Source organism: Phycicoccus sp. HDW14 (genome assembly GCF_011383005.1).
Lineage (GTDB): Bacteria > Actinomycetota > Actinomycetes > Actinomycetales > Dermatophilaceae > Phycicoccus.
Genome location: NZ_CP049935.1, coordinates 1,029,735 through 1,055,753, shown reverse-complemented (window position 1 = coordinate 1,055,753; position 26,019 = coordinate 1,029,735). Strand labels below are relative to the sequence as shown.

The window sequence follows — 26,019 nt, the reverse complement described above, 5'->3', positions numbered from 1 at the left end:
CCCCCACCTTCGTCGACGACAGATCGGTAACCCGATGAACGAGCAGGACACCCCCACCACCGGCTCCGAGGTGGCCCCGGGCGGTCACGGCGAGGCCGTGCGCCTCGACGAGGGCCACGTCGTCGGGCAGGGCGGCATCCCCGAGCGGTTCACCAACCCCGGCCTCCCCCACCACGTCCCGCGGATGGCCGACCTCGACGAGTCCGCCGCCCGCCGCGCCGAGAAGCAGGTCGCCGCGCTCTTCGGCATCTCCATCCTCGGGACGCTGCTCTTCCTCGTCCTGTACTTCGCCCTCGACGTCGACGAGACCGTCTTCGTCCCCGGCATCGGTGCGACGAGCGCCACCAACGTCGGGCTCGGCGTGACCCTGGCGATGAGCCTGCTCGGCATCGGCCTCGGCGCCGTGCACTGGGCCAAGACCCTCATGCCCGACACCGAGGTCGTCGAGGAGCGCCACCCGATGCGCGCCAGCGACGCCGACCGCTCGCGCGTCGTGCAGGTCCTCCAGGAGGGCGGTGACAGCTCGCAGATCACCCGTCGCCCGCTCATCAAGTACACGCTCGGTGGCGCGCTGGCCCTCTTCCCCCTCGGCCTGGTCCTCCAGGTCGGCGGCTCGCTCGGTGAGCTGCCGAAGAAGAGCCTGTCGCTCACGTGGTGGAACGGCGGCCCGAGCGGGCCCGGCGAGATCCCCGAGTTCAAGCCGATGCGGCTCATGAAGGACCCCGAGAACCAGCCGATCAAGGCCTCCGACATCACCATCGGCTCGGTCGTGCACGTCATGCCCGAGGGCCTGCTGCCCGACCCGAAGACCCAGGAGGGTGGCGCCGAGCACCTGCTCGAGGAGAAGGCCAAGGCCGCCGTGCTCGTCATGCGCCTCGACCCCAGCCAGATCAAGTCCCAGAAGGAGCTCGACTGGGGCTACCAGGGCATCGTCGCGTACTCGAAGATCTGCACCCACGTCGGCTGCCCCGTCGGCCTCTACGAGCAGCAGACCCACCACCTGCTCTGCCCGTGCCACCAGTCAACCTTCGACGTCACGCAGGACTGCAAGGTCATCTTCGGCCCGGCGAAGCGTCCGCTGCCACAATTGAAGATCACCGTCGACGACGAGGGCTACCTCGTCTCCGCACAGCCGTTCCGCGAAGCGGTCGGCCCGAGCTTCTGGGAGCGTGGCCAGTGAGCACGCAGACCGCACGTCCCGCCGACGCCCTGCGCGACGGCGACAGCGCCCCCCAGGCCCCGCCCTCGGCCGCCGCCCGCAAGATCGGCGGCGTCGCCGGGTGGGTCGACGACCGCACCGGTGCCGCGAAGCCGGTCGGCTACCTCATGAAGAAGGTCTTCCCCGACCACTGGTCCTTCATGCTCGGCGAGATCGCCATGTACTCGATGATCATCTGCCTGGTCACCGGGGCCTTCCTCACCTTCTGGTTCGTCCCCAGCGCCGGCCACACCATCTACGACGGCTCGTACGTGCCGCTGCGCGGTGTCGCGATGTCCGAGGCGTACAAGTCGACCCTCGACATCTCCTTCGACATCAAGGGCGGCCTGATCATCCGCCAGATCCACCACTGGGCCGCGCTGATGTTCGTCGTCGCCCTCGTCGTCCACATGTTCCGGGTGTTCTTCACCGGCGCCTTCCGCAAGCCCCGCGAGCTCAACTGGGTCATCGGCTCGGTGCTCGCCCTGCTCGCCATCGTCGAGGGCTTCGCCGGCTACTCCCTCCCCGACGACCTGCTCTCGGGCACCGGCATCCGCGCGATGGCCGGCTTCGTCCAGACCGCACCGGTCGTCGGCTCCTACCTCGTCTACGGGATCTTCGGTGGCCCGTTCCCCGGCGAGATGATCATCCCCCGCCTGTACTCGGCCCACGTGCTGCTCATCCCGGCCATCCTCATCGGGTTGTTCACCGCGCACATCGGGCTGGTCTTCGTCCAGAAGCACACCCAGTTCCCCGGCCCGGGCCGCACCAACGAGAACGTCGTCGGGTACCCGGTGATGCCGGTCTATGCCGCCAAGGCCGGTGGCTTCTTCTTCATCGTCTTCGGCGTGCTCGCCCTCATCGCGGCCCTGGTCCAGATCAACCCCGTGTGGGCCTACGGACCGTACGACCCGTCGCCGGTCACCGCCGGCTCGCAGCCCGACTGGTACATGGGCTTCGCCGACGGTGCCCTGCGCCTGCTGCCCGGCTGGCTCGAGTTCACCGTCTTCGGGTTCACCGTGTCGATGAACATCTTCCCCGGGGCCCTGCTGCTGCTCCCGCTGGTCTACGTGGTGCTCGGCGCCTACCCGTTCGTCGAGCGCTTCGTCACCGGTGACCAGCGCGAGCACCACATCCTCGACCGGCCCCGCAACGCCCCCACCCGCACCGGCATCGGCATGGCGGGGATCACGGCCTACACCGTCCTGCTCTTCGCCTCGGGCAACGACATCATGGCCATCAAGCTCGGGATGTCGATCAACGACCTCACCTGGTTCTTCCGCATCGCCCTGTTCGTCCTGCCGCCCATCGCCTTCTGGGTCACCAAGCGGATCTGCCTCTCGCTGCAGCGGCGCGACCGCGACCTGGTCCTCCACGGCCGCGAGTCGGGCACGATCATCCGCACGCCCGACGGCCGCTTCTTCGAGCGGCACGAGGCCGGGCTCCCCGAGGAGCAGTGGGTCCTCGTCCAGCACGACGCCGTGGCGCCGCTGCAGCTCGAGGCCGAGGTCGACGAGCACGGGGTCGCTCGTCCCGCCCAGCGCAAGGACCGCGTCCGGGCCGCCCTGTCGCGCTTCTACTTCGCCGACGCCGTCAACCCGGTCACGCCGGCCGAGCTGGCCGCCGCGCACCACCACGGCCACGAGACCGAGGCCATCGAGGGCGGCGACGACACGGCGCAGATCGAGTCCGGGGAGACCGCGTCCCGGTACTGACCGCACCCGCACCACGAGGGGCCGCACCCACCACGGGTGCGGCCCCTCGCATGTGCCGGCGATCAGCCGCCGGCCAGCAGCGCGGCGAGGCGCCGGGCCCCCTCCGCCGCGTCGACGTCGAGCTCGAGGACCTTGGTGCGCGAGCGCTCCCCCGCGACGACGGTGACCTCCCGCGGCCGCAGCCCGAAGGCGGCCGCGACGGCCGTGCACACCGCGGCCGTGGCGGCCCCGTCGACGGCCCGCGCACCCACCGCCACCCCGAGGACGTCCCCGTCGCCCCAGCGACCCCCGACGCGCGGGCGCGACGCCCCCGGACGGACCCTCACCGTGATGCGCACGGCCCCATCCTGCTCCCCCGCCCGGCGACCTAGGCTGGGTGCCGTGAGCACCGACGCGACCCCCGGCCACGCCGTCCCGTCCACGAGCGACCTCCCGCGCAGTACTCCGGAGGCCCAGGGCGTGCCCTCCGGCGCGCTGCTCGCCCTCGTGCGCCGCTGGGAGGACCGCGGCCTGGAACCCCACGGCGTGTCGGTGCTGCGCCACGGTCACGTCGTCGCGCAGGGGTCCTGGCGCCCCTACCCGCAGGGCGGCATCCAGCTCGTGTACTCGGTGAGCAAGACCTTCACGGCCTGCGCCGTCGGGTTCGCCGTCGCCGAGGGGCTGCTGCGCACCGAGGACCGGGTGGTCGACCTCTTCCCCGAGGCGGCCGCGGTGGCCGGTCCCCGGGCGGCGGCCCTGACGCTGCACGACCTGCTCGCGATGCGCACCGGTCACCGCGAGGACACCCTCGTCTGGCGCGGGTCGAGGACCTCGACCTTCCCCGCGCACTTCCTCTCCGTCGAGCCCGAGGAGGAGCCGGGGTGGTTCGTCTACCACAACGGCGCGACCCTCATGGCGGCCCTGGCCGTGCAGCAGCGCTCCGGGCAGCGGCTGCTCGACTACCTGCGCCCCCGGCTGCTGGACCCCCTCGGCATCGAGGAGGCCGCCTGGTCGAGCCAGGACGGTCTCGACCTCGGCTACTCCGGGCTGCACGTCGGCACCGAGGCCCTGGCCCGGCTCGGTGAGCTGCTGCTGCGCGACGGCCGGTGGCAGGGGCACCGGGTGCTGCCCGAGGGCTGGGCCGAGCGGATGACGACCCGGCACACCGACACCACGCACCACCCCGACCCCGTCGACTGGCAGCAGGGCTACGGCTACCAGGTGTGGCGCTGCCGGCACGACGCCGTGCGGGCCGACGGGGCCTACGGGCAGTTCTCCGTCGTCGTCCCCGGGAGCGACCTCGTCGTCGCGCTCACCTCGTGCACCGAGGGCAGCCAGGAGACCCTCGACGCGATCTGGGAGGAGCTGCTGCCGGCCCTCGCCGACGGCCCGCTGCCGCCCGACCCCACCGCAGCCGCGGCCCTCGCCGAGCACCTCGCCGCGGTCGCCCTGCCGGTCCCCGTCGCCGCGGCCCCCGCGCCGGGTGCCGGTCCGTGGCGCTTCCGGCACGAGCCGACCGAGGAAGTGCCCTTCCTGGAGTCCGTCGAGCTGGCCGTCGCCGACGGTGGCGGCCTCGAGCTGACCCTCCACGAGCGGGGGGAGGCCCTCGTGCTCCCCTGCGGCGACGGCGCGTGGCCCGAGCCCCTGACGGGTCCCTGGACCGCCGCCGGGGCCTGGAGCGCGCCGGGCACCTTCGAGGCCGTCGTGCGGGCCGTGGAGGGCCCGCACGCGCTGCTCCTGCGCTGTCGGGACGGAGCGGTCACGGCGTCGTGGAACGGGGTGCCGCTCGCCGGCCCGGCCGTGCGCTGGCTGGCCGCCCCCCGATGAGGCCGTCGTGCAGCCACTGAGCACCGAGCGGTTCGACGCCATCGTCCGGGACGCCCTCGACGAGGTCCCCGAGGAGCTGACGGCGATGCTCGACAACGTCGTCTTCCTCGTCGAGGACGAGCCACCGCCCGGCGACCCCGACCTGCTCGGCGTCTACGAGGGGGTGCCGCTCACCGAGCGGGCGGACGCGTGGTCCTCGGGGTCGCTGCCCGACCGGATCATCCTCTTCCGCGGGCCGCTGACCCGGATGTGCGAGGACCTCGAGGAGCTGACCGAGGAGATCGCCGTGACGGTCGTGCACGAGATCGCGCACCACTTCGGCATCGACGATGCCGCCCTGCACGAGCTGGGCTGGGGGTGACCCGGAGGGGTCAGAGCGCGTGCTCGCCCTTCCAGTACTCGAAGGTCCAGCCGATGAGGGCCGGCACCGCGAAGAACGCCCCGATGATGACGAGCCACCAGCCGACGGCCAGGCCGAGGAAGCAGGTGGCCGCGGCGGCCGCGAGGAACAGCGGCTGCCAGGAGTGCGGGCTGAAGAAGCCGTACTCGCCCTGGATCTCGTCGACCTCGCCGAGCGGGTCGTCGGACGGGTCGCGGTCGAGCTTGCGCCGCGTCATCCAGAGGTACCAGGCGATCATGAACCCGAGCAGGCCGCCGAGGATGAGCCCGGTGACACCGACCGCCTCGACGCCGTTGGGCGTCGAGTTCGTCCACAGGCCGTAGATGGTCGCCATGAGGAAGGCGAACACCCCGACGAGGATGCCGATCCGCTCCATCGCCTTCATCGGTCAGTGCTCCTTGTCCGTGCGGTCGTTCTCCTCGACCATCGCCTTGTCGTCGAGGTCGGCCGGGCCGAGCGCCGACACGAGCGAGCTGGCCTTGGAGTGCCCGGCGTCGTGGGTGCCGGCGGGGGCCGCCTCGGGGTGGTGCAGGTCGAACGCGGGGCGCTCGGAGCGGATCCGCGGGATCCGGTCGAAGTTGTGCCGCGGCGGCGGGCACGAGGTGGCCCACTCGAGCGAGGCGCCGTAGCCCCACGGGTCGTCGGTCTCGACGAGCGGCGCGGTGCGCCACGTCTTCCAGACGTTGTACATGAACGGCAGCATCGAGGCGCCGAGGAGGAAGGCGCCGGCCGTGGAGATCTGGTTGCCGAGCGTGAAGCCGTCCTCGGGCATGTAGTCGGCGTAGCGCCGGGGCATGCCCTGGATGCCGAGCAGGTGCTGGACGAAGAAGGTCGTGTGGAAACCGATGAGCAGCATCCAGAAGTGGATCTTCCCGAGCTTCTCGTCGAGCATCCGGCCGGTGAGCTTGGGCCACCAGAAGTAGAAGCCGGCGAACATCGCGAAGACGACGGTGCCGAAGACGACGTAGTGGAAGTGCGCGACGACGAAGTAGCTGTCGGACAGCTGGAAGTCCAGGGCCGGGCTGGCGAGGATGATGCCGGTGAGCCCGCCGAAGAGGAAGGTCACGAGGAAGCCGAGCGCCCAGAGCATCGGCGTCGAGAAGTCGAGCTTGCCGCCCCACATCGTGCCGATCCAGTTGAAGAACTTCACCCCTGTGGGCACCGCGATGAGCATCGTCATGATCGCGAAGAACGGCAGCAGCACCTGGCCGGTGACGTACATGTGGTGCGCCCAGACGCTGACCGACAGCGCCGCGATGGCGATGGTGGCGTAGACGAGGGTCTTGTAGCCGAAGATCGGCTTGCGCGAGAAGACCGGCAGGACCTCGGAGATGATCCCGAAGAACGGCAGCGCGATGACGTAGACCTCGGGGTGGCCGAAGAACCAGAAGATGTGCTGCCACATGATCGCGCCGCCGCTCTCGGTGGCGAAGATCTGGGCGTCGAACCGGCGGTCGGCACCGAGCGCGAAGAGCGCCGCGGCGAGGGCCGGGAAGATGAGCAGCACGAGGATCGAGGTGACGAGCACCGTCCACGTGAAGATCGGCATCCGGAACATCGTCATGCCCGGCGCGCGCATCGTGAGGATGGTCGTCAGGAAGTTGACGGCGCCGAGGATGGTGCCGAAGCCACCGAGGGCGAGGCCGAAGACCCAGAGGTCGCCGCCGAGGCCGGGGCTGTAGGCGCTGTCGGACAGCGGCGCGTAGGCGAACCAGCCGAAGGCCGCCGCGCCACCGGGGTGAGGAAGCCGGCGCCGGCGATGATGCCGCCGAAGAGGTAGAGCCAGTAGGCGAACATGTTCAGCCGCGGGAACGCGACGTCGGGGGCGCCGATCTGCAGCGGCATGAGCGCGTTGGCGAACCCGGCGAACAGCGGCGTCGCGAAGAGCAGCAGCATGATCGTGCCGTGCATCGTGAACAGCTGGTTGTACTGGTCGGGGTTGTCGACGATCTGCAGCCCCGGCTCGGCGAGCTCGGCGCGGATGATGAGGGCCATCACGCCGCCGAGGAGGAACCAGATGAACGAGGTGATGAAGTAGAGGTTGCCGATGATCTTGTGGTCGGTCGTCGTCACCCACTTGACGACCGTGGCACCGGGGCGAGGCGGTGGCTGCGGGCGTGGGCCCCGCTGGCCTCACGGAACATCGGGCTGTCGCTGGCGGCGCTCATCAGTTCCCTCCACCGGTGGGGACGTCCTGCCCCTTCATCAGCTGCTCACGGTTGAGCGTGTTGTTCAGCAGGCCCGTCTGGTCGGCGGCCCGCAGGTCGGCCATGTGCTGGTCGTACTCCGCGCGGGAGACGACCTTGACGTTGAAGAGCATCTGGGAGTGGTAGGCGCCGCACAGCTCGGCGCACTTGCCCTTGAACTGCCCCTCCTGGGTCGGGACGACCTGGAAGCGGTTGACCCGCCCCGGGATCATGTCCATCTTCTGGAGGAAGGCCGGCACCCAGAACGAGTGGATGACGTCGCGCGCGGTGAGCACGAACTCGACCCGCTCGCCGACGGGGAGGTACAGGGTCGGGATGGTCTTCTCGGCGCCCGGCTGGCCGGTGAGGATGGCCTGCGTCCCGACCTCGTGCACGTCGTCCTCGACGTAGTTGAAGTCCCAGCTCCACTGCTTGCCGATGACGTTGACCGTGACGTCGGGCTTCTTCGAGGTGTCGACGAGGTAGGACTCGTCGCGGGCCGTGTAGTAGAAGAGCACGACGACCATGAGCATCGGGACGACCGTGTAGAGGATCTCGATCGGGATGTTGTACCGCAGCTGCACGGGCAGCTCGGTGTCGTCGTGCTTGCGACGGTAGGCCGCGATGCACCAGACGATGAGGCCGATGACGAGCAGGCCGACCGCGATCGCCGCGATCCAGGCGCCGATCCACAGCGAGGTGACGCGCTCGCCCCCCTCGGTGACGGCGGGCGGCAGCCACCCGGTGGAGGCGTTGCCGCGCAGCTCGCCGCTGGCACAGCCACCGAGCGCGAGGGTGCCCGCCGCGCCGATGAGCACCCAGGTGCCGAGCCGGCGACGGGGCGTGGAGAGGTCGTGCTGGCGCACCGCTGCACCCTTCGGGTCGGGGGGACTGACGATCGCGACAAACCCTACTGCACGGGTACCTCACCGGGCATGCAGGGGGGCTACCGTCGAAGCCGTGGCGCACACCACTGTTGAAGGTTTCCGGACCCCCTCGGCCGAGGGGGTGCTCGACGCCTCCCGGGGACCCCTGCACCCCGCCGCGGCGAGCACCCTCGAAGCCGCCCTCGCGGCGTCCTGGGCCGACCCCTCGGCGCGCCACGCGCCCGGGCGGGCGGCCCGCGCGCACCTCGACACGGCCCGCGCCGTGCTGGCGGGTGCGCTCGGGGTCCGCCCCGACGAGCTCTCCCTCCACGCGAGCGCCGAGGAGGCCCTCTCGGTCGGCCTGCAGGGGCTGCTGCACGCCCGGCGACGGGTCGGCGAGCACGTGGTCCTCGGGGCGGCCGAGCGCTCCGTCCTGCTCCTGGGGGCCGGTGCCGCCGAGCCGCTGGCCGTCGACCGGTTCGGGCGGGTCGACGCGGAGGGCTTCGCGGCGGCCCTGGACACCCCGGGGTGGCGGCGGCCGTGCTCCAGGTGGCCAACGGGGAGGTGGGCACGCGCCAGCCGGTGGAGCCCGTCGACGCCGCCGCGCGGGAGGCCGGGGTGCCGCTGCTCCTCGATGCCACCGCCTCGCTGGGGCGCGACCCGCTCCCCGCGGCGGGTCGGTGCTCGTCGCCGACGCGGCCTCCTTCGGCGGGCCACCGCTCGGCCTCCTCGCGGTGCGCACGGGCACCCGCTGGTCGCTGCCGGGGCCGCGCCACGAGGCCGAGCAGGGACGGGCCCTCGCGACGCCGTGGGTGCCGCTCGCGCTGGCCGCCGCCGAGGCCTGGCGCCAGGGCGAGGCCGGCGCGCAGGCCGACGCCGAGGCCGCGCGGCTGCTCGTCGACCGGCTGCGCACGGCGGCCGCGGGGGTCGACGACGTCGAGGTGCTCGGCCACGAGGTCGACCGGCTCCCCCACGTCGTCACCTTCAGCGCCCTGTTCGCCGACGGTGAGGCGCTCGTCGACGAGCTGGCGCGCCGGGGGCTGGCGGTGGCGTCGGGGTCGGCGTGCACCTCGAGCGTGCTGCGGCCGAGCCACGTGCTCGCGGCGATGGGCGTCCTCACCCACGGCAACCTGCGGGTCGTGCTGCCGCTCGAGGCGGTCTCGCCCGGACGCGCCGCCGACGTCGAGCGGCTGTGCGCGGCGCTGCCCGAGGTGGTCCGGGAGGTCCGCCGGCGGATGGGCACCGAGGGCCTGTGAGCACCCCACCGCTCGTCGACGCCCGCGGCTTGCGCTGCCCCGTGCCGGTGGTCCGGGTCGCCCGGGTGGCCCGCGACCTCGCGCCGGGGGCGGTCGTCGTGCTGCTCGCCGACGACGTCGCCGCCCGCTCCGACGTGCCGGCCTGGGCCCGGATGCGCGGCCACGCCGTCGACCTCGAGGACGAGGACGGCTGGACCCGCTACACCGTGCGGGTCGGCGGGGGCTCGGCGGCCAGGTCGACCTGAGGGGCCTCGAGCGCGGCGGCGAGCCGGTCGAGGTACTGCTGCCGCGGCCACTCCTGCGCGCCCATCCGGCGCAGGTGGTCGGTCGCCCACTGGACGTCGACGAGCCGCCGCGGGTCGCCGTCGGCGTGGGCCCGGCGGACCAGCTCGACGAGAGCGACCTTCGAGGCGTCGCGCACCCGGTGGAACATCGACTCCCCCGCGAACAGGCCGCCGACCGAGACGCCGTACAGGCCGCCGACGAGGGCGCCGTCCTGCCACACCTCGACGCTGTGCGCCCAGCCGAGCTCGTGGAGGCGGGTGTAGGCGGCCACGAACTCCGGCGTGATCCAGCGGCCGTCGCGCGAGGGGTCGGCGCAGCCCTCGAGGACCTCGGCGAACGCGGTGTCGACGGTGACGTCGAAGCGGCCCAGCACCTTGCGCAGGGAGGGCCGCACCCTCAGGGCGCCGACGGGCACCACGCCGCGCGGGTCGGGCGACCACCAGCCGAGCGTGCCGTGGCCGTCGGGCCCCAGCCCCATCGGGAAGAGCCCTCGGCGGTACCCGGCCAGCAGGGTCCCCGGCTCGAGGTCGGCGCCCGCCGCGACGAGGTCGTCACCGTCGGTGGCCCGCGCCGCGTCGAGCTGCCACGGTGTCTCCGGCGGCTCGACGGGAGGGAAGGGCACGGCGCCTCGGGTCAGTCCCGGACGGTGCGCACGAGCGGGCCGATCTCGGCGGCCGCGTCGGCGCCGTACGCGCTCGTGACCCGGCCGAGGAAGTCCGCCCGGCCGACCTGGTACTCCTGGGTGCCCACGGTCTCGAGGACGTGCGCGGCGAGGACCGAGCCGATCTGGGCGCAACGCTCGTGGCTGAGGCCACCGGCGAGCCCGACGAGGAAGCCGGCCCGGAAGGCGTCGCCGACACCGGTGGGGTCGACGCGCTCGACCTCACCCGCGACGGGCACGTGCACCGCGGGCTGCCCCTTGGTGCGGATCTCGGCGCCGTTCTTGCCGAGGGTGATGACGCGGGTGGTGACCCGGTCGTCGATCTCGTCCTGGCTCCAGCCGGTCTTCGTCGAGGTCAGGTGCGACTCGTACTCGTTGGTGAAGAGGTAGTCGGCGCCGTCGACGAGCTTGCGGATGAACGGGCCGTCGGCGAAGGCCAGCTGCTGCGAGGGGTCGGCGATGAACGGGATGCCCCGGTTGCGGCACTCGTCGGTGTGGCGCAGCATCGCCTCGGGGTCGTCGGCCCCGACGAGCACGAGGTCGAGGTCCCACTTCTCGTGGATCGGACCGAGCTCGATCATCCGGGCCTCGGACATCGCCCCCGCGTAGAAGGTGGCGATCTGGGCCATGTCGTCGTCGGTGGTGCAGACGAAGCGAGCCGTGTGCTGGGTGTCGGAGACGTGGACGTGGTCGGTGACCACGCCGTGGCGGGTCAGCCAGCTGCGGTAGTCGCCGAAGTCCTCGCCGGCCGCGCCGATGAGCAGCGGCCGGGCGCCGAGCACGGCCATCCCGAAGCAGATGTTGCCCGCGACCCCGCCGCGGCGGATCTCGAGCTGGTCGGCGAGGAAGCTGACCGAGATCTTGTCGAGCTGCTCGACGACGAGGGAGTCGGCGAACCTCCCGCGGAAGGTCATGAGGTGGTCGGTGGCGATGGACCCGGCGACGGCGATCTGCACGCGAGCAACCTACCCGTCCCGGGACGCGGACGGGCCCGGACCCCCGTGAGGTGGTCCGGGCCCGTCCGGGTCGCGTCAGCTGAAGCTGTCGCCGCAGGCGCAGGAGCTGCCCGCGTTGGGGTTGTCGATGGTGAAGCCCTGCTTCTCGATGGTGTCGGAGAAGTCGATGGTGGCGCCCTCGAGGTAGGGGGCGCTCATCCGGTCGACGACGACCTCGACCCCGTCGAAGTCGCGCACGAGGTCACCGTCGAGGGTGCGCTCGTCGAAGTAGAGCTGGTAGATCAGGCCCGAGCAGCCGCCCGGCTGGACGCCGACGCGCAGCCGGAGGTCGTCGCGACCCTCCTGCGAGAGCAGGGACGAGACCTTGGACGCGGCCACGTCGGTGAGGACGACGCCGTGCGCCGCGACCTCGGTGGTGGCCTCGGGGCCTCGGTGGTCTGGAGCTGGTCGCTCATGGAGGGAGTCTCCTCGTGCTGTCGTGGAGGTGGCGGGCGGGCCCGGTCAGGGGGTGCAACCCGTGGTGGGCCTCCGGTTGTTCCCGGACCCGTTCAGGATACGTCGCCGCGGTGACGTCGGTGGTCAGCGGGCCGGTGACCAGGTGCGGGCGACCCGCGCGGTGCGGCGGCGCAGGGTCCCCACCGGGTCGGCGAGCATCGCGTCGACCTCGTGCGGCAGGTCGGCGACGGCGTAGCAGCCGGCCAGGCCCGTGGTCATCGTCTCGCGGCGGCCGACGAGCACCTCGCCGGCGACGCAGACGACCGGGCGGGCGGCGGCCGCCCCGGCCTCGGCGGCCCCGGAGACGACCGACCCCCGCAGCGAGGTCCAGTCGAGGCGGTCGGTGGCGGTGACGACGAGGTCGCTGCCCGCCGCGGCGACGTCGAAGCCGGTGACCCGCAGCACCTCGGACACGGCGCCGGTGTGCCGGGCGCCGAGGGCGAGCAGGGCGTAGCCGAGACCGCCTGCGGCACCGGCGCCGGGTTCGCGGTCGAGGCGCCGGGGCGCGCCGGTGAGCAGGTCGGTCGGGGGGCTCGGGAGGGTGCGGGCGAGCAGGTCGGTGAAGTGGCCGAGGGCGGCCTCGAGGGCCTGGGCGTGCTCGGGCGCGGCGCCCTTGCGGGGCGACTCGACCGCGCTCGTGCCCGCCAGCCCGAGCAGCGGCGTCGGGTCGTCGGTCGCGAGGACGACCTCGACCCCGGCGAACCGGGCCAGGACGTCGGGCAGGCCGGCGAGGGCGTCGGCGGGCGCGTCCCGCAGGCCGAGCCCGCCGCGGGCCAGCGCGGCGGCGGGGCCGGCACCGAGGGCGGCGAGCATCCCGGCCCCGGCGTCGTTGGTCGCCGAGCCCTCGACGCCGACGACGACCCGGGTGGCCCCCTCGGCGAGCGCGGTGTCGAGCAGCTGGCCCACCCCCCACGTGCTCGTGACCCGGGGGTCGCGCTCGTCGGCCGCCAGCAGGTGCAGCCCGCTGGCCTGCGCGGCCTCCACCCACGCGGTGCGCCGGCCACCGACGTCGGCGAGGAGGACGGCCGCCGGCACCTCGCGGCCGAGGGGGTCGCTGACCGTCGTGGCCACCATGGTGCCGCCGACGGCGCGCTCGAGGACGTCGAGGAAGCCCGGGCCGCCGTTCGAGAGCGGGAGCTGGCGCACCTCGTCGTGCGGGGCGCCGTCGGCCCAGCCCTCGGCCATCGCGGCGGCCACCTGGGTGGCCCCCAGGGTGGTGCCGAAGGTGTCCGGGGCGATGAGCACGCGCACGGTGCGAGCGTATCGGTGGCGGCCGTCCGGGTCCTCCCCTGCCGGCCCGGCGGCCCGTGGGGTGGACCGACGACGCCCCGGCCTGTCGGCGGCCGGCGCTATCTTCGGCGCCACCGGTCAGCGGCGACCGGCCGACGAGAGGATGCCCATGTCCGAGACCACCGGTTCCCCCCTCGACCCCGAGCGCGTCGCGATGCTCGAGGCGCTCGCCCAGCAGCGGTACTTCCTCCTGCACACGGTCGAGGGCCTCACCGACGACCAGGCCCGCCTGACCCCCACCGCGAGCGAGCTCTGCCTCGGCGGGCTCGTCAAGCACGTCGCCCTCACCGAGCGCGGCTGGACCGACTTCGTCGAGCACGGCTCGATGGCCTCCGGCGACGACGCCGACCACGCAGCCCGCGAGCGCGAGTTCCGCCTCCTCGAGGACGAGACCCTCGAGGAGGTCGTCGCGCTCCACCGCGAGGTCGCCGCGCACACCGACGAGCTGGTCCGCACCTGCGACCTGTCCGCCGACCACCCGCTGCCGCCCGCCCCGTGGTTCCGCCCGGGCGAGCGCCGCAGCGCGAGGCGGGTGTTCGCCCACATCCTCGCCGAGACCGCCCACCACACCGGGCACGCCGACATCCTCCGCGAGAGCATCGACGGTCAGAAGTCGATGGGCTGAGCGCCTACCATCGAGGCCGTGACGACCACGACCGGCACGCCCCGCACCGACCGCCTCCCCCTCCTCGTCCTCGGGCAGGGCCGCGACCTCGCCAGCGAGCGCGGCGTCGAGTGCCCCGGCGACCTTCCGGCGCCCTCCGACCCCGGTCTCGTCGAGCGGGCCCGCGCCGCGAAGGCGGCCCTCGGCGACCGGCTGTTCGTCCTCGGCCACCACTACCAGCGCGACGAGGTCATCGAGTTCGCCGACGTCACCGGCGACTCCTTCAAGCTCGCCAAGGAGGCCGCCGCCCGCCCCGACGCCGAGTTCGTCGTGTTCTGCGGCGTGCACTTCATGGCCGAGTCGGCCGACATCCTCACCGCCGACACCCAGACCGTCGTGCTGCCCGACCTCGCGGCCGGCTGCTCGATGGCCGACATGGCCGCCATCGACCAGGTCGAGGAGTGCTGGGACGAGCTCGTCGAGGCCGGGGTCGCCGACGTCACCGTGCCCGTCACGTACATGAACTCCTCGGCGGCCATCAAGGCCTTCACCGGGCGGCACGGCGGCACCATCTGCACCTCGTCCAACGCCGAGACGGCCCTCACCTGGGCCCTCGAGCAGGCGGGCGACGGCGGGAAGGTCCTCTTCCTCCCCGACCAGCACCTCGGCCGCAACACCTACGCGCGCGACCTCGGCCGCCCGCTCGAGGACTGCGTCGTCTGGGACCCGCACCGCCCGATGGGTGGGCTCACCCCCGAGCAGCTGCGCGACGCGACGATGATCCTGTGGCGCGGGCACTGCTCGGTGCACGGCCGCTTCTCGGTCGAGGCCGTCGAGGCCGCCCGCCGCGAGATCCCCGACGTGAAGGTGATCGTCCACCCCGAGTGCCGCCACGAGGTCGTCGGGCTCGCCGACGAGGTCGGCTCCACCGAGAAGATCATCCGGACCATCGCGGCGGCGCCGGCCGGCACGGCGTGGGCGGTCGGCACCGAGCTCAACCTCGTCCGGCGGCTCGCCGCGCAGTTCCCCGAGCAGCGGATCGCCTTCCTCGAGAAGAACGTCTGCTACTGCTCGACGATGAACCGCATCGACCTGCCGCACCTCGTCTGGGCGCTCGAGTCCCTCGTCGACGGCCGGGTCGTCAACCCGATCCGCGTCGACCCCGAGGTCGCGCACCACGCCCGCGTCGCCCTCGACCGGATGCTCGCCCTGCCCGGCGAGACCAGCAAGGACTGACCTCGGACGCGGCCGGCGCCCGGCGACCCGACCGGGCCTCAGTCCTCGGCCGGGAGCCCGGTGTCGCGCACGAGGTAGACCCAGGGGAAGGCCCGGACCGCCACCTGCCAGCCGTCCTGCTCGAACGACGACGGCGGGCGCGACCACAGCACGCGCCGGTGCTCCCACCGCGTCGCGGTGCGCACCACCCGGTGCTTGAGCATCCCGGCACCGATGGTCCGCCAGCCCTGCCGGCCGGCGATCTCGAGCTCGTGCATCTCGTCGAACGCGGTGACCGGCCCGAGCCAGCGCTCCTCCCCCAGCCCGAGCGCCTCGTCGCCGACCCCGAATCGCTGCTGGGCGGCCTGGCGGGTGAGGCCGAGCACCTCGCCCACGGCGGCCCAGCTGCGCCCGTCGGCGCGGGCGGCGGCCACCGCCTGCTGGAGCAGCCCGCGGGTGGCCGCGTGCGCGTCGGCGGCCCGGGACACCAGGACCAGGTGGTCGGGGGCGCCGTCCGTGCGGTCGCCGGCGTCCTGGTGGGCGGCCGACTCGAGGATCAGGCGACCGATCCGGTCCGCCAGCAGGTCGGCGGCGCGGGGGTCACCCACGACGGTCCTCGCTCGGCCGCCAGAGCCCGGCGTCGTCGCGGCCGCGGGAGCGCATCCCCCGTCCGAGCGCGTAGGCACCGAGGAGCATGAGGGCCACCGTCATGCCGAGGAACATCCCGTGGACGAACCCGGAGTCCACGACCCGGCTGAGGGTGAGCGTGACCAGGCCGGCGAGGACGAGGCCCGTGCCGCCCCCGAGGGTGAGTCGTCGTGTCGTCATGCGTCAAGAATGTCTTGACGCACGGCTCATGTCAAGCATCCCTTGACACCGAGCACCCTCAGACGTGGACGAGGCCGTCGTCCCCGACGTGCGGGTCGTGCGCCGTCGGCACCCGCTCCCCCGCCGGCGGCGGGCCGGGCGGGGTGCCGTCACCGAACGGCGAGCCGCCGAGCGCCTGGCGCCCGTGCGGAGTGGCCCAGCCGGCGAGGTCGGGGCCGGCGGGCACGACACCGGTCGGGTTGATGTCGCGGTGGACCTCGTAGTAGTGGCTCTTGATGTGCACGAAGTCGGTGGTGTCGCCGAAGCCGGGCGTCTGGAAGAGGTCGCGGGCGTAGGCCCAGAGGACCGGCATCTCGGTGAGCTTCTGCCGGTTGCACTTGAAGTGCCCGTGGTAGACCGCGTCGAAGCGGGCCAGGGTCGTGAACAGGCGCACGTCGGCCTCGGTGATGGCGTCGCCCATGAGGTAGCGCCGGTCCGCGAGGCGCTCCTCGAGCCGGTCGAGGGCGGCCCAGAGCCGCTCGTAGGCGGCGTCGTAGGAGGCCTGGGTGCCCGCGAACCCGCACCGGTAGACCCCGTTGTTGACCTCGGTGTAGACGTGGCGCATCACCTCGTCCATCTCCGCACGCAGGGCCTCGGGGTAGAGGTCGGGCGCGCCCTCGCGGTGGTGCTCGCGCCACTGCGTCGACAGGTCGAGGGTCAGCTGCGCGAAGCCGTTGGTCACGACCTTGCCGCTCGGCACGTCGACGACGCACGGCACCGTGATGCCCCGCGGGTAGCCCGGGAACCGCTTCTCGTAGGCGTCCTTGATGCGCGGGATGCCCAGGACGGGGTCGAGGCCGCCCGGGTCGAGGTCGAAGGTCCAGCTGTCGGCGTCGTGCGTCGGGCCGCAGACCCCCATCGACAGCACCTCCTCGAGGCCCAGCAGCCGCCGGACGATGATCGCCCGGTTGGCCCACGGGCAGGCCCGGGCGACGACGAGCCGGTAGCGCCCGGCCTCGACCGGCCACTCGTGCTCGCCTGCGCCGTCGACGGTGATGCGGTCCTCGATGTAGTTCGTGTCGCGCTCGAAGGACTCCTCGACGTAGGTGCCCCGGCCATCAGAGCGCCCCGAGCCGGGCGAGCAGGACGGCCTCGGCGACGCAGACCCGCTCGAACTCGCCGAGGTGCAGCGACTCGTTCGCGCCGTGGGCCCGGGCGTCGGGGTCCTCGACCCCGGTGACGAGGATGGCCGCCTCCGGGAACTGCTCGGCGAACGCGGCGACGAACGGGATGGACCCGCCGACGCCGATGTCGACCGGCGGCACGCCCCACGCGTCGGCGAAGGCAGCGCGGGCCTGGTCGTAGACCGGTCCCTCCGCGTCGGCGGCGAACCCGAGCCCGCGGTCGTCGAGGTGCACGTCGACCTGCGCACCCCACGGCGCGTGCTGCTCGAGGTGGGCCTTGAGGAGGGCAAAGGCCTCCATGTCGTCCTCGTCGGGGGCGATGCGCATCGAGACCTTCGCCGAGGCGCTCGGCACCAGCGTGTTCGAGGACTCCACGACCGAGGGGGCGTCGATGCCGATCGTCGTGATCGACGGCTGGGTCCAGATGCGCGAGAGCAGCGAGCCCGTGCCGATCGTCGAGACGCCGTCGAGCAGCCCGGACTCCTCGCGCAGCCGCGACTCGGGGTAGTCGAGGTCGGCGGCCACGCCGGAGCGCAGCCCCTCGACGGCCACGGCGCCGGCGTCGTCGTGCATGGTCGCCAGGAGCCGCACGAGCGCGGTCAGGGCGTCGGGTACGGCGCCGCCGAACATCCCGGAGTGGATGCCGTGGTCGAGCGTGCGCACCGTGACGACGACGCGGATCATCCCGCGCAGGGTCGTCGTGAGGGCCGGCTCGCCGATCGCCCAGTTGGTCGAGTCGGCGAGGACGATGGCGTCGGCCCGCAGCTTCTCGCCGTGCCGCTCGAGGATGGTGGCCAGCGAGTCCGAGCCGACCTCCTCCTCACCCTCGACGAAGACCGTGACGCCGACGGGCAGGTCGTCGCCGTGGGCGCGCAGGGCGGCGACGTGGGCCATGATCCCGGCCTTGTCGTCCGCGGCACCCCGGCCGTACAGCCGCCCGTCGCGCTCGGTGGGCACGAACGGGGGGCTGTCCCAGAGGGTGTCGTCGCCGGGCGGCTGGACGTCGTGGTGGGCGTAGAGCATCACCGTGCGCGAGCCGGGCGGACCGTCGCGGTGGCCGATGACCGCCGGCCGCCCGCCCTCGCGGACGATCTCGACGTCGAGCCCCTCGGCGCGCAGCAGGGCGGCCGTGGCCTCCGCGCTCGCGTCGACGTGGGCCTGGTCGAAGGCGTCGAGGGAGACGGAGGGGATGCGGGTCAGGGCCTCGAGGTCGGCGCGCACCTGCGGCATGAGGTCGCGGATGCGGTCGCGCAGGGCGCTGGTCTGGTCGTCGCTGAGCACGTCGGTCACGCCGCCCGACCCTACCCAGCCCGCGACCGCCGCAGGGGCCCGGCTCCCGCCCTCGACGGGCCACCCCCGGCGAGCACCTAGAGTTGTCCTCGTGTTCGGACGCAGCAAGACCACCAACGAGAAGCTCGCCGACGAGGCGCTGGCCCCGTCGCGCGAGGGCGCGAAGAACCGGCCGACGCCCAAGCGTCGCGACCAGGAGGCGGCCCGGCGCCAGCCGCTGGTCGTCGCCGACCGCAAGGAGGCCAAGCAGATCGAGCGCCAGAAGCGCCGCGAGCAGCTGGCCCGCACGCGCAAGGCCCTCGAGACCGGTGACGAGGCCGGCTTGCCGCCGCGCGACAAGGGTCCGGTGAAGCGCTACATCCGCGACTACGTCGACGCCCGGCGCAACCTCGGCGAGTTCCTCCTGCCGATCATGCTCGTCGTCCTCGCGCTCTCGCTCGTGCGCCAGCAGACGATCTTCACGATCAGCGTCGCGCTCACCTGGGCGTCCGTGCTCGCCGTCGTCATCGACAGCGTGCTCATGTGGCGCGGCCTCAAGAAGCGCATCGTCGCGAAGTTCGGCGCCGACGCCGTGCCGCGCGGCGCGGTGGCCTACGCGGTGATGCGCGTCTTCCAGCTGCGCCGCCAGCGGATGCCCAAGCCGCAGGTCGCCCGCGGCCAGTACCCGTCCTGAGCCGGCTCCCCGGCGAGGGTCAGGGCGCGGCCTCGAGGCTCATCGGCCCGTAGACCACCACGCCGTCGCGGTACAGGGTCACCCCGGCCACGCCGGCGTCGCCCAGCTCGCGCCACACCTCGCCGAACCAGCTCTCGGCGTCGGACTGCGTCGGGAAGGACGTCGTGGTCGTCGGCTCCCCCGTGACCGGTGCCCCGGAGGCGTCCTCGAAGGTCCAGGTCCACTGCTCGCTCACGACGACCGCACTCCCGCCTCGACGAACGGCGGCTTGCTGACCGTCGCGGAGACCTCGCGCCCGCGGACGTCGACGACGACCTCGTCACCGAGGGTGACCGAGCGGTCGAGCAGGGCGAGGGCGATGCCCTGCTTGCGGGTGGGCGAGAACGTGCCCGAGGTGACCTCGCCGACGAGGGCGCCGGACGCGTCGCGCACCTCGCAGTGCGAGCGGGGGATGCCGCGTCCGGTGACGACGAGGCCGCGCATCAGCCGGGTCTCCTTGGCCGCCCGCTCGGCGACGAGGGCCTCCTTGCCCCAGAACGTGTCCTTGTCCCAGCCGACCGCCCAGGCCGCCCCGGCCATCACCGGGGTGATCTCGAGGGACAGGTCGTTGCCGTGCAGCGGGTAGCCCATCTCGGTGCGCAGCGTGTCGCGGGCGCCGAGGCCCGCGGGCAGCCCGCCCTCGGCGGCGACGGCCTCGGCGAGCGCGTCCCAGACCGAGCCCGTGACGTCCCAGGCGGGCACGATCTCGTAGCCGCGCTCCCCCGTGTAGCCGGTGCGGCAGACGATGACCGGCAGCCCCTCCCACTGCGTCTCGACGAAGCTCATGTAGTCGTGGTCGACGGGCAGGCCGAGCCGGGTGAGCACCTCGTCCGAGCGCGGACCCTGCACCGCGAGGACGCCGTAGCCCTCGTGGAGGTCCTCGACGGTGACCCCCTCGGGCGCGGCGGCGGCCAGCAGCTCGACGACCCGGGCGGTGTTCGCGGCGTTGGGGATGAGGAAGACGTCCTCGTCGCTGCGCAGGTACTGGATGAGGTCGTCGACGACCCCGCCGTCCTCGGTGCAGCACATCGTGTACTGCGCCTGGCCCGGACCGATGCGGCGCAGGTCGTTGGTGAGGCAGGCGTTGACGAAGCCGGCCGCGCCCGGGCCGGACACCCGGGCCTTGCCGAGGTGGCTGACGTCGAAGAGCCCGACGCGCTCGCGCACCGCCGTGTGCTCGGCGACGACCCCGCCGCCGGGGTACTCGATGGGCATCGACCACCCCCGAAGTCGGCCATCTTGGCGCCGAGCGCCACGTGCCGGTCGTGGATCGGCGAGTGCTTGAGGTCGGTCATGGTGGGCACGTTACCGCGCCCCGCGAGGGGCCCCACCGCCCCGGATAGTCTGCCGACATGACATCACTGACCGTGACGACCAAGACCTCCGCAGACCTGCCCGTCGACGCCCTCGTCGTCGGGTCGGTCCGCACCTCCGACGGCGCCGACCTCGCCTCCGGGCACGGGCTGCCGCGCAAGGCGGTCGTCCACCTCCAGGCGGTGCTCGCCGACCTCGAGGCCACCGGCCGGGCCGAGGAGGTCCACCGCGTCGTGGCCGTCCCCGGGGTCAAGGCCACCTCGGTGGTCGTCACCGGCCTCGGTGAGGGCGACACCTCGAGCACCGCCTTCGCCCACACCGTGCTGCGGGACGCCGCGGCCGTGGCGCTGCGCGCCGTGCGCGGCAAGAAGAGCGTCGGCGTGGCCCTGCCGACCCCCGACGTCGAGAGCGTCTCGGCCGTCGCCGACGGCGCGTGGGCCGGCACGTACGTCTACGACAAGGCCGCTCCGTTCCCCGGGCGCCGCGGGCGCGGGGCCGCCACCAGGACCACCGCGGGACCGAAGGTCACCGTGGTCTCCGGCGCCGGCCAGGCCAAGGCGGTCAAGGACGCCGTGGCCCGCGCGGCCACCATCGGCGCGGCCCGCGACTGGGCCCGCGACCTCGTCAACACCCCGCCGAACCTGCTCTTCCCGCAGTCCTTCACCGAGGCGGTCCGCAAGCGGGTCGCCGCCTCCCCGCGAAGGTCACCGTGTCGGTCCTCGACGAGAAGGCGCTCGCCAAGGGCGGCTTCGGCGGCATCACCGGTGTCGGCCAGGGCTCGGTCAACCCGCCGCGCATCGTCACGATGTCCTACGCCCCTCGGGCGCCAAGGGCTCGGTCGCGCTCGTCGGCAAGGGCATCACCTTCGACTCCGGCGGCCTCAACCTCAAGCCGAGCAGCGGCATGGTGACGATGAAGTCCGACATGGCGGGCGCCGCCGCCGTCGCCGCGGCCGTCCTGGCCGCCGCCGAGCTCGGCGGCCCGGTGGCCGTCACCGGCTACCTCTGCCTCGCCGAGAACATGCCCGGCGGCACCGCGCAGCGCCCGAGCGACGTCGTCGTGATGCGCGACGGCACGAGCGTCGAGATCCTCGACACCGACGCCGAGGGCCGGATGGTGCTCGGCGACGGCATCTGCCTCGCGAGCGAGAAGAAGCCCGACTGGATCGTCGACATCGCGACGCTCACCGGCGCCCAGATGATCGCCCTCGGCGACGACATCGCGGGCGTCATGGCCAACGACGACGACTTCCGCGCCACGGTCGTCGCCGCCGCCGACGCCGCCGGTGAGGGCGCCTGGCCGATGCCGCTGCCGGCGGCGATGCGCGCCAAGCTCGACACCCCCACCGCCGACCTCGCGCACAAGGGCGACCGGGCCGGCGGCATGCTCACCGCCGGGATCTTCCTCCAGGAGTTCGTCGGCGAGGGCATCGACTGGGCCCACGTCGACATCGCCGGACCGTCGTACAACGAGAAGGGCCCGCGCGGCCGGACCCCCAAGGGCGGCACCGGGTTCGGCGTCTCGACCCTCGTCACCCTCGTCGAGGGGCACCGCGCCTGACGCCGCACCCTCCCGGCACGACGACGGCGGGCACCCCCGGTCAGGGGTGCCCGCCGTCGGTGCGTCCGGGCCGGGTCAGCCGCCGCTCTTGCGGCGGAACATCTGCTGGCGGGCGCTGGTCTCGGGGCCGTGGGCGTGGTCGACCTTGCCGTGCTCCGCGGTGTCGGAGACGTCGGTCCCGCCGTGGGCCTGCTTCTTCTCCAGCGCGGCCTTGAACCGGGCCTTGACGTCGTCGGGCACGGCGGCGCGGGGTCGGTCCTTGGAGCTCATCGGTGCGGTCCTTCCGTCGGCGGATCGTGACCCCACGCTCGCACGAACGGGGCGAGGTGGCCACCACTTTGCTCAGGCGCGTCCCTCGCGGCGCTGACGGGTGGTCCAGGCGCGCATCCGCGCCGGGTAGCCCGTGAGGTTGACGTCGTAGACCGGTACCTCGAGGCCACGCGCGACCTCGAAGGCCTGCGGGCGCGTCGGCAGGGCTCGACGGGTCCACTCCCCGTCGTGCGCGATGAGGACGACGGTCGTGGCCGTGACGTTGGTGGCCGGCTCGACGTACGCCTCGACCCCCCGCCGGCTGCGCACGAACTCCTGCAGGTGCGTCCGCGCGCTCGCGAGGTCGCTGCCGTCGTGCGGCGCCGCCTTCCGGCTCCGGCCGCGTCTCCACCACGCCATGCGCACACGATAAGGGCAGGACCTGCGCGCCGACGGCGTCCACCGCGCGACGCCGCCTCGTGCCGCGTCGTCGGGAGTGACAGGATGCGGGGCAGCGCCGGCGCCACCCACCCACCTGACGCCGGGCCACGACCCGCCACCGCGAGAGGGAGCAGCACCGGATGCCGGCCACCGCCGAACCCACCCATGACGTCGTCGTCCTCGGAGGAGGGAGCGGGGGCTACGCGTGCGCCCTGCGCGCCGCCGAGCTCGGCCTCTCCGTCGCCCTCGTCGAGAAGGACCTCCTCGGCGGCACCTGCCTGCACCGCGGGTGCATCCCGACCAAGGCGCTGCTGCACGCGGCGGAGGTCGCCGATGCCGCGCGCGAGGCCGGACGCTTCGGCGTGCGTGCGACGCTCGAGGGAATCGACATGCCGGGGGTCCGCTCCTACCGCGAGGGCGTCGTCGCCCGGCTGCACAAGGGGCTCCAGGGGCTCGTCAAGGCGCGGAAGATCGACTACGTCGAGGGGGCGGGGCGGCTCGACGGGCCGCACTCCGTCGTCGTCGGCGACCGCACGCTCGTGGGGCGCCACGTCGTCCTCGCCACCGGCTCCTACGCCCGCACGCTGCCCGGCCTCGAGGTCGGCGGCCGGGTGATGACCAGCGACCAGGCCCTCGGGCTCGACGAGGTTCCGGCCCGCGTCGTCGTCCTCGGCGGCGGGGTCATCGGGGTCGAGTTCGCCTCGGTCCTGCGCTCGTTCGGCTCCGAGGTCACGGTCGTCGAGGCGCTGCCGCGGCTCGTCGCCGCCGAGGACCCCGCGTCGTCGACGGCGCTGGAGCGGGCCTTCCGCAAGCGCGGCATCACCGTGCGCACCGGCGTCCGCTTCGCCTCGGCCGAGGACGGCGCCGACGCCGTCACCGTGCGGCTCGAGGACGGCACCGAGCTCGAGGCCGACCTGCTGCTCGTCGCCGTCGGCCGCGGACCGGTCACCGACGGGCTCGGCTACGAGGAGGCCGGTGTCCGGCTGGAGCGCGGCTTCGTCGTGCCGGACGGGCCGTGCCGCACGGGGGTCGAGGGCCTGTGGGCCGTCGGGGACATCGTGCCGGGCCTCCAGCTGGCCCACCGCGGCTTCGCCCAGGGCATCTACGTCGCCGAGGCGATCGCCGGCCTCGACCCGGCGCCCCTCGACGAGACCACCATCCCGCGTGTCACGTACTGCGACCCCGAGGTGGCCTCGGTCGGCCTCACCGAGGAGCAGGCGCGCGCGGTGCACGGCGACGCGGTCGAGGCCTACGAGTACAACCTCGGCGGCAACGGCAAGAGCCAGATCCTCGGCACGCAGGGCTTCGTCAAGCTCGTGCGCGTCGCCGACGGGCCGGTCGTCGGCGTCCACATGGTCGGCTCGCGGATGGGCGAGCAGGTCGGCGAGGCCCAGCTCATCGTCGGCTGGGAGGCCCATGCCGAGGACGTCGCCGCCTTCGTCCACGCCCACCCGACCCAGAACGAGGCGCTCGGCGAGGCCCACCTGGCGCTCGCCGGCAAGCCCCTCCACACGCACAACTAGAGTGATGACCGCCACCGCCCACGAAGGAGAGCACCACTGATGTCCGAACGTGTACAGATGCCCGCACTCGGCGAGTCCGTCACCGAGGGGACCGTGACGCGGTGGTTGAAGGGTGTCGGCGACGAGGTCGCGGTCGACGAGCCGCTGCTCGAGGTCTCCACCGACAAGGTCGACACCGAGATCCCCTCCCCCGTGGCCGGTGTCCTCCAAGAGATCCTCGTCGAGGAGGACGACACCGTCCCCGTCGGCGCCGACCTCGCCGTCATCGGTGAGGGCGCCCCGTCCGGCGGCGACTCCGGCGGCGACGCCCCGGCGTCCGAGCCGGCCCCGGCCGAGTCCTCCGACGGCCCCGCCGACGAGGTGTCCGACCCCGCCGACGCCGGTGCCGTCGCGGAGGCCGGCGACGAGGGTGGCCAGGAGCCCGCCGAGCCGCAGTCCGACGCCGGCGACGAGCAGCCGGCCGCCGAGCCCGCGGCCTCCGCCGACGAGAACGGTTCGGGCAGTGGCGACTCCGGCGGCTCCGGTGGTTCCGGCGGTGGCACCACCGTGCAGATGCCGGCGCTCGGCGAGTCCGTCACCGAGGGCACGGTGACCCGCTGGCTCAAGGCCGAGGGCGACGAGGTCGCCGTCGACGAGCCGCTCCTCGAGGTCTCCACCGACAAGGTCGACACCGAGATCCCCTCCCCCGTCGCGGGCACGCTGACCTCGATCCTCGTCCAGGAGGACGAGACGGTCCCGGTCGGCGCCGACCTCGCCGTCGTCGGGGGTCCGGTGGCGGCAGCGCCCCCGCGCCCGCCGCGGAGCAGGAGCCCGCCGTGCAGCAGGAGGCCCCGGCCGAGGAGGTCCCCGCCAAGGAGGACCAGCCCGAGCCCGCCCCCAGCCGCCGGCCGCCGAGGAGAAGGCCCCGAGCCGGCCCCGGCCGAGGAGGCCCCGCCGCAGCAGGTCCCCGACACCGCCGCCGCGCAGGCCGACGAGGCCCCCGCTGCCCCGGCGCCCACGTCCACCGCCCCCGCCTCGGGGACGGCCTCGGGTGGCTCCGACGACGCCAGCGCCTACGTGACACCGCTGGTCCGCAAGCTGGCCGCCGACCGCGGCATCGACCTGGCCACCCTCACCGGCAGCGGCATCGGCGGGCGCATCCGCAAGCAGGACGTGCTCGCGGCCGCCGAGGCCCAGAAGGCCCCCGAGCCCGAGCCCGCCCCGCAGGCGGCCGAGCCGGCCACGACCCCGGCGGCCTCCGCCCCCGCGGCCTCGGCCCCGGAGACCTCCTCCAAGCGCGGGACGACCGAGAAGATGTCGCGCCTGCGCCGCACCATCGCCCGCCGGATGGTCGAGTCGCTCCAGGTCTCGGCCCAGCTGACGACGGTCGTCGAGGTCGACGTCACCCGCATCGCCCGGCTGCGCGACCGCGCGAAGGGCGACTTCGCGCAGCGCGAGGGCACCAAGCTCTCGTTCCTGCCGTTCTTCGCGCTCGCCGCGGTCGAGGCCCTCAAGGCCCACCCGACGGTCAACGCAAGCATCGAGGACGACGAGGTGACCTACCACGGCGCCGAGCACCTGGGCGTCGCGGTCGACACCGAGAAGGGCCTGCTGGTGCCCGTGCTCAAGAACGCCGGCGACCTCAACATCGCCGGCCTGGCCCGCGGCATCGCCGACGTCGCCGACCGCACGCGCAGCAACAAGATCATGCCCGACGACCTCGCCGGCGGAACCTTCACCATCACCAACACCGGTTCTCGCGGAGCGCTGTTCGACACGCCGATCATCAACCAGCCGCAGGTCGCCATCCTCGGCACGGGGTCGGTCGTCAAGCGGCCCATCGTCGTCACCGGCGACGAGGGCGAGACCATCGCGATCCGCTCGATGGTCTACCTGGCGCTGTCGTACGACCACCGCATCGTCGACGGCGCCGACGCCGCGCGCTTCCTCACGACGATGAAGCAGCGCCTCGAGGAAGGTGCCTTCGAGGCCGACCTCGGTCTCTGACCGGCGTCGACCCGGGCCCA

General features: G+C 73.5%; 25 protein-coding genes and 4 pseudogenes. 13 read left to right on the top strand and 16 right to left on the bottom strand.

The window, feature by feature from the left end:
• The first annotated feature begins 34 nt into the window (after positions 1 to 34).
• Together G7075_RS05265 and G7075_RS05260 are read left to right on the top strand one after the other, a co-directional pair.
• A complete protein-coding gene (locus G7075_RS05265; protein WP_166119580.1) occupies positions 35 to 1,180 on the top strand; it encodes a ubiquinol-cytochrome c reductase iron-sulfur subunit in 1,146 nt (381 codons plus the stop codon).
• Positions 1,177 to 2,913, top strand: a complete 1,737-nt coding sequence (locus tag G7075_RS05260; protein ID WP_166119577.1) for a ubiquinol-cytochrome c reductase cytochrome b subunit — start codon at positions 1,177 to 1,179, stop codon at positions 2,911 to 2,913. Before G7075_RS05265 ends, G7075_RS05260 begins: the two co-directional genes overlap by 4 nt.
• 62 nt (positions 2,914 to 2,975) lie before the next feature.
• Here G7075_RS05260 and G7075_RS05255 read toward each other — a convergent pair whose 3' ends face one another.
• Positions 2,976 to 3,251 (bottom strand): DUF167 domain-containing protein, encoded by a 276-nt coding sequence (locus G7075_RS05255; protein ID WP_166119575.1) that lies wholly within the window; start codon positions 3,249 to 3,251, stop codon positions 2,976 to 2,978.
• Between the two features lie 43 nt (positions 3,252 to 3,294).
• Between G7075_RS05255 and G7075_RS05250 the strand changes: the two genes are divergently transcribed.
• Together G7075_RS05250 and G7075_RS05245 are read left to right on the top strand one after the other, a co-directional pair.
• Positions 3,295 to 4,719 (top strand): serine hydrolase, encoded by a 1,425-nt coding sequence (locus G7075_RS05250; protein WP_166119572.1) that lies wholly within the window; start codon positions 3,295 to 3,297, stop codon positions 4,717 to 4,719.
• A 7-nt stretch (positions 4,720 to 4,726) separates the two neighbouring features.
• Positions 4,727 to 5,080, top strand: coding sequence for a metallopeptidase family protein (locus G7075_RS05245; protein ID WP_240917902.1), 354 nt, complete (start codon positions 4,727 to 4,729; stop codon positions 5,078 to 5,080).
• A 10-nt stretch (positions 5,081 to 5,090) separates the two neighbouring features.
• Here the strand turns inward: G7075_RS05245 and G7075_RS05240 are convergent, their stop codons facing one another.
• The 3 genes and pseudogenes from G7075_RS05240 to coxB form a co-directional block, all read right to left on the bottom strand.
• Positions 5,091 to 5,504, bottom strand: a complete 414-nt coding sequence (locus G7075_RS05240; RefSeq protein ID WP_166119570.1) for a cytochrome c oxidase subunit 4 — start codon at positions 5,502 to 5,504, stop codon at positions 5,091 to 5,093.
• Between the two features lie 3 nt (positions 5,505 to 5,507).
• Positions 5,508 to 7,192 (bottom strand): annotated as a pseudogene (ctaD, locus tag G7075_RS05235) (cytochrome c oxidase subunit I).
• Positions 7,193 to 7,286: 94 nt separating this feature from the next.
• Complete coding sequence (gene coxB / locus G7075_RS05230) at positions 7,287 to 8,171, bottom strand: cytochrome c oxidase subunit II (protein ID WP_371814186.1); 885 nt, start codon at positions 8,169 to 8,171, stop codon at positions 7,287 to 7,289.
• Positions 8,172 to 8,851: 680 nt separating this feature from the next.
• Here coxB and G7075_RS20835 point away from each other — a divergent pair.
• Positions 8,852 to 9,427, top strand: a complete 576-nt coding sequence (locus tag G7075_RS20835; protein WP_240917901.1) for an aminotransferase class V-fold PLP-dependent enzyme — start codon at positions 8,852 to 8,854, stop codon at positions 9,425 to 9,427.
• On the top strand, positions 9,424 to 9,672 hold the full coding sequence (locus tag G7075_RS05220; RefSeq protein WP_166119567.1) for a sulfurtransferase TusA family protein: 249 nt from the start codon (positions 9,424 to 9,426) through the stop codon (positions 9,670 to 9,672). Before G7075_RS20835 ends, G7075_RS05220 begins: the two co-directional genes overlap by 4 nt.
• On the opposite strand, the gene aat is transcribed toward G7075_RS05220, so the two are convergent.
• From aat to G7075_RS05200, 4 genes are all read right to left on the bottom strand, one after another.
• Entirely contained in the window at positions 9,627 to 10,334 is a 708-nt protein-coding gene (gene aat / locus G7075_RS05215) for a leucyl/phenylalanyl-tRNA--protein transferase (protein WP_166119565.1), read from the bottom strand. The two genes, G7075_RS05220 and aat, sit on opposite strands and share 46 nt — an antisense overlap.
• A gap of 11 nt (positions 10,335 to 10,345) precedes the next feature.
• On the bottom strand, positions 10,346 to 11,329 hold the full coding sequence (locus G7075_RS05210; protein WP_166119563.1) for a carbohydrate kinase family protein: 984 nt from the start codon (positions 11,327 to 11,329) through the stop codon (positions 10,346 to 10,348).
• Positions 11,330 to 11,404: 75 nt separating this feature from the next.
• A complete protein-coding gene (locus G7075_RS05205) occupies positions 11,405 to 11,707 on the bottom strand; it encodes an iron-sulfur cluster assembly accessory protein (protein WP_166119560.1) in 303 nt (100 codons plus the stop codon).
• Positions 11,708 to 11,908: 201 nt separating this feature from the next.
• Positions 11,909 to 13,075 (bottom strand): glycerate kinase, encoded by a 1,167-nt coding sequence (locus tag G7075_RS05200; RefSeq protein WP_166119557.1) that lies wholly within the window; start codon positions 13,073 to 13,075, stop codon positions 11,909 to 11,911.
• A gap of 148 nt (positions 13,076 to 13,223) precedes the next feature.
• Between G7075_RS05200 and G7075_RS05195 the strand changes: the two genes are divergently transcribed.
• Positions 13,224 to 13,739: a DinB family protein gene (locus tag G7075_RS05195; protein WP_166119555.1), complete on the top strand. Its 516-nt coding sequence runs from the start codon at positions 13,224 to 13,226 to the stop codon at positions 13,737 to 13,739.
• An 18-nt stretch (positions 13,740 to 13,757) separates the two neighbouring features.
• Positions 13,758 to 14,954, top strand: coding sequence for a quinolinate synthase NadA (gene nadA / locus G7075_RS05190; protein WP_166119552.1), 1,197 nt, complete (start codon positions 13,758 to 13,760; stop codon positions 14,952 to 14,954).
• 38 nt (positions 14,955 to 14,992) lie between these two features.
• Here the strand turns inward: nadA and G7075_RS05185 are convergent, their stop codons facing one another.
• The 4 genes from G7075_RS05185 to G7075_RS05170 are packed head-to-tail and all read right to left on the bottom strand — an operon-like array spanning position 14,993 to position 18,154.
• Positions 14,993 to 15,541, bottom strand: coding sequence for a hypothetical protein (locus G7075_RS05185; protein WP_240917900.1), 549 nt, complete (start codon positions 15,539 to 15,541; stop codon positions 14,993 to 14,995).
• On the bottom strand, positions 15,534 to 15,761 hold the full coding sequence (locus G7075_RS05180) for a hypothetical protein (RefSeq protein ID WP_166119550.1): 228 nt from the start codon (positions 15,759 to 15,761) through the stop codon (positions 15,534 to 15,536). The genes G7075_RS05185 and G7075_RS05180 overlap by 8 nt, the downstream gene beginning before the upstream one ends.
• Before the next feature lie 58 nt (positions 15,762 to 15,819).
• A complete protein-coding gene (locus tag G7075_RS05175) occupies positions 15,820 to 16,809 on the bottom strand; it encodes a glutathione S-transferase family protein (protein ID WP_166124227.1) in 990 nt (329 codons plus the stop codon).
• Between the two features lie 49 nt (positions 16,810 to 16,858).
• Positions 16,859 to 18,154: a dipeptidase gene (locus G7075_RS05170; protein WP_166124226.1), complete on the bottom strand. Its 1,296-nt coding sequence runs from the start codon at positions 18,152 to 18,154 to the stop codon at positions 16,859 to 16,861.
• Between the two features lie 151 nt (positions 18,155 to 18,305).
• On the opposite strand from G7075_RS05170, the gene G7075_RS05165 reads away from it, so the two are divergent.
• Entirely contained in the window at positions 18,306 to 18,887 is a 582-nt protein-coding gene (locus tag G7075_RS05165; protein ID WP_166119547.1) for a DUF3043 domain-containing protein, read from the top strand.
• Positions 18,888 to 18,906: 19 nt separating this feature from the next.
• On the opposite strand, the gene G7075_RS05160 is transcribed toward G7075_RS05165, so the two are convergent.
• Both G7075_RS05160 and gcvT read right to left on the bottom strand, forming a co-directional pair.
• On the bottom strand, positions 18,907 to 19,122 hold the full coding sequence (locus G7075_RS05160; protein WP_166119544.1) for a hypothetical protein: 216 nt from the start codon (positions 19,120 to 19,122) through the stop codon (positions 18,907 to 18,909).
• A pseudogene (gcvT, locus tag G7075_RS05155) lies at positions 19,119 to 20,221 on the bottom strand (glycine cleavage system aminomethyltransferase GcvT). Before gcvT ends, G7075_RS05160 begins: the two are co-directional and overlap by 4 nt.
• Before the next feature lie 57 nt (positions 20,222 to 20,278).
• On the opposite strand from gcvT, the pseudogene G7075_RS22485 reads away from it, so the two are divergent.
• Together G7075_RS22485 and G7075_RS05150 are read left to right on the top strand one after the other, a co-directional pair.
• Positions 20,279 to 20,641, top strand: a pseudogene (locus tag G7075_RS22485) (M17 family peptidase N-terminal domain-containing protein); the annotation flags it as partial.
• 32 nt (positions 20,642 to 20,673) lie between these two features.
• Positions 20,674 to 21,800: pseudogene (locus tag G7075_RS05150) on the top strand (M17 family metallopeptidase).
• 75 nt (positions 21,801 to 21,875) lie between these two features.
• Here G7075_RS05150 and G7075_RS05145 read toward each other — a convergent pair.
• Positions 21,876 to 22,070, bottom strand: coding sequence for a DUF5302 domain-containing protein (locus tag G7075_RS05145; RefSeq protein ID WP_166119542.1), 195 nt, complete (start codon positions 22,068 to 22,070; stop codon positions 21,876 to 21,878).
• A gap of 72 nt (positions 22,071 to 22,142) precedes the next feature.
• Positions 22,143 to 22,469: a hypothetical protein gene (locus G7075_RS05140; protein WP_166119539.1), complete on the bottom strand. Its 327-nt coding sequence runs from the start codon at positions 22,467 to 22,469 to the stop codon at positions 22,143 to 22,145.
• A 161-nt stretch (positions 22,470 to 22,630) separates the two neighbouring features.
• On the opposite strand from G7075_RS05140, the gene lpdA reads away from it, so the two are divergent.
• Positions 22,631 to 24,013, top strand: a complete 1,383-nt coding sequence (lpdA, locus tag G7075_RS05135) for a dihydrolipoyl dehydrogenase (protein ID WP_166119536.1) — start codon at positions 22,631 to 22,633, stop codon at positions 24,011 to 24,013.
• Between the two features lie 39 nt (positions 24,014 to 24,052).
• Positions 24,053 to 25,999: a 2-oxoglutarate dehydrogenase, E2 component, dihydrolipoamide succinyltransferase gene (gene sucB, locus G7075_RS05130; RefSeq protein ID WP_166119534.1), complete on the top strand. Its 1,947-nt coding sequence runs from the start codon at positions 24,053 to 24,055 to the stop codon at positions 25,997 to 25,999.
• The last annotated feature ends 20 nt before the right edge of the window (positions 26,000 to 26,019 follow it).

What these genes read in the sequence shown, in the direction of transcription:
- G7075_RS05145 (WP_166119542.1), bottom strand. Translation starts at nt 22,070, where the DNA reads ATGAGCTCCAAGGACCGACCCCGCGCCGCCGTGCCCGACGACGTCAAG.
- G7075_RS05170 (WP_166124226.1), bottom strand. Translation starts at nt 18,154, where the DNA reads ATGCCGCAGGTGCGCGCCGACCTCGAGGCCCTGACCCGCATCCCCTCC.
- sucB (WP_166119534.1), top strand. Translation starts at nt 24,053, where the DNA reads ATGTCCGAACGTGTACAGATGCCCGCACTCGGCGAGTCCGTCACCGAG.
- G7075_RS05195 (WP_166119555.1), top strand. Translation starts at nt 13,224, where the DNA reads ATGTCCGAGACCACCGGTTCCCCCCTCGACCCCGAGCGCGTCGCGATG.
- lpdA (WP_166119536.1), top strand. Translation starts at nt 22,631, where the DNA reads ATGCCGGCCACCGCCGAACCCACCCATGACGTCGTCGTCCTCGGAGGA.
- G7075_RS05240 (WP_166119570.1), bottom strand. Translation starts at nt 5,504, where the DNA reads ATGAAGGCGATGGAGCGGATCGGCATCCTCGTCGGGGTGTTCGCCTTC.
- G7075_RS05265 (WP_166119580.1), top strand. Translation starts at nt 35, where the DNA reads ATGAACGAGCAGGACACCCCCACCACCGGCTCCGAGGTGGCCCCGGGC.
- G7075_RS05180 (WP_166119550.1), bottom strand. Translation starts at nt 15,761, where the DNA reads ATGACGACACGACGACTCACCCTCGGGGGCGGCACGGGCCTCGTCCTC.
- G7075_RS05140 (WP_166119539.1), bottom strand. Translation starts at nt 22,469, where the DNA reads ATGGCGTGGTGGAGACGCGGCCGGAGCCGGAAGGCGGCGCCGCACGAC.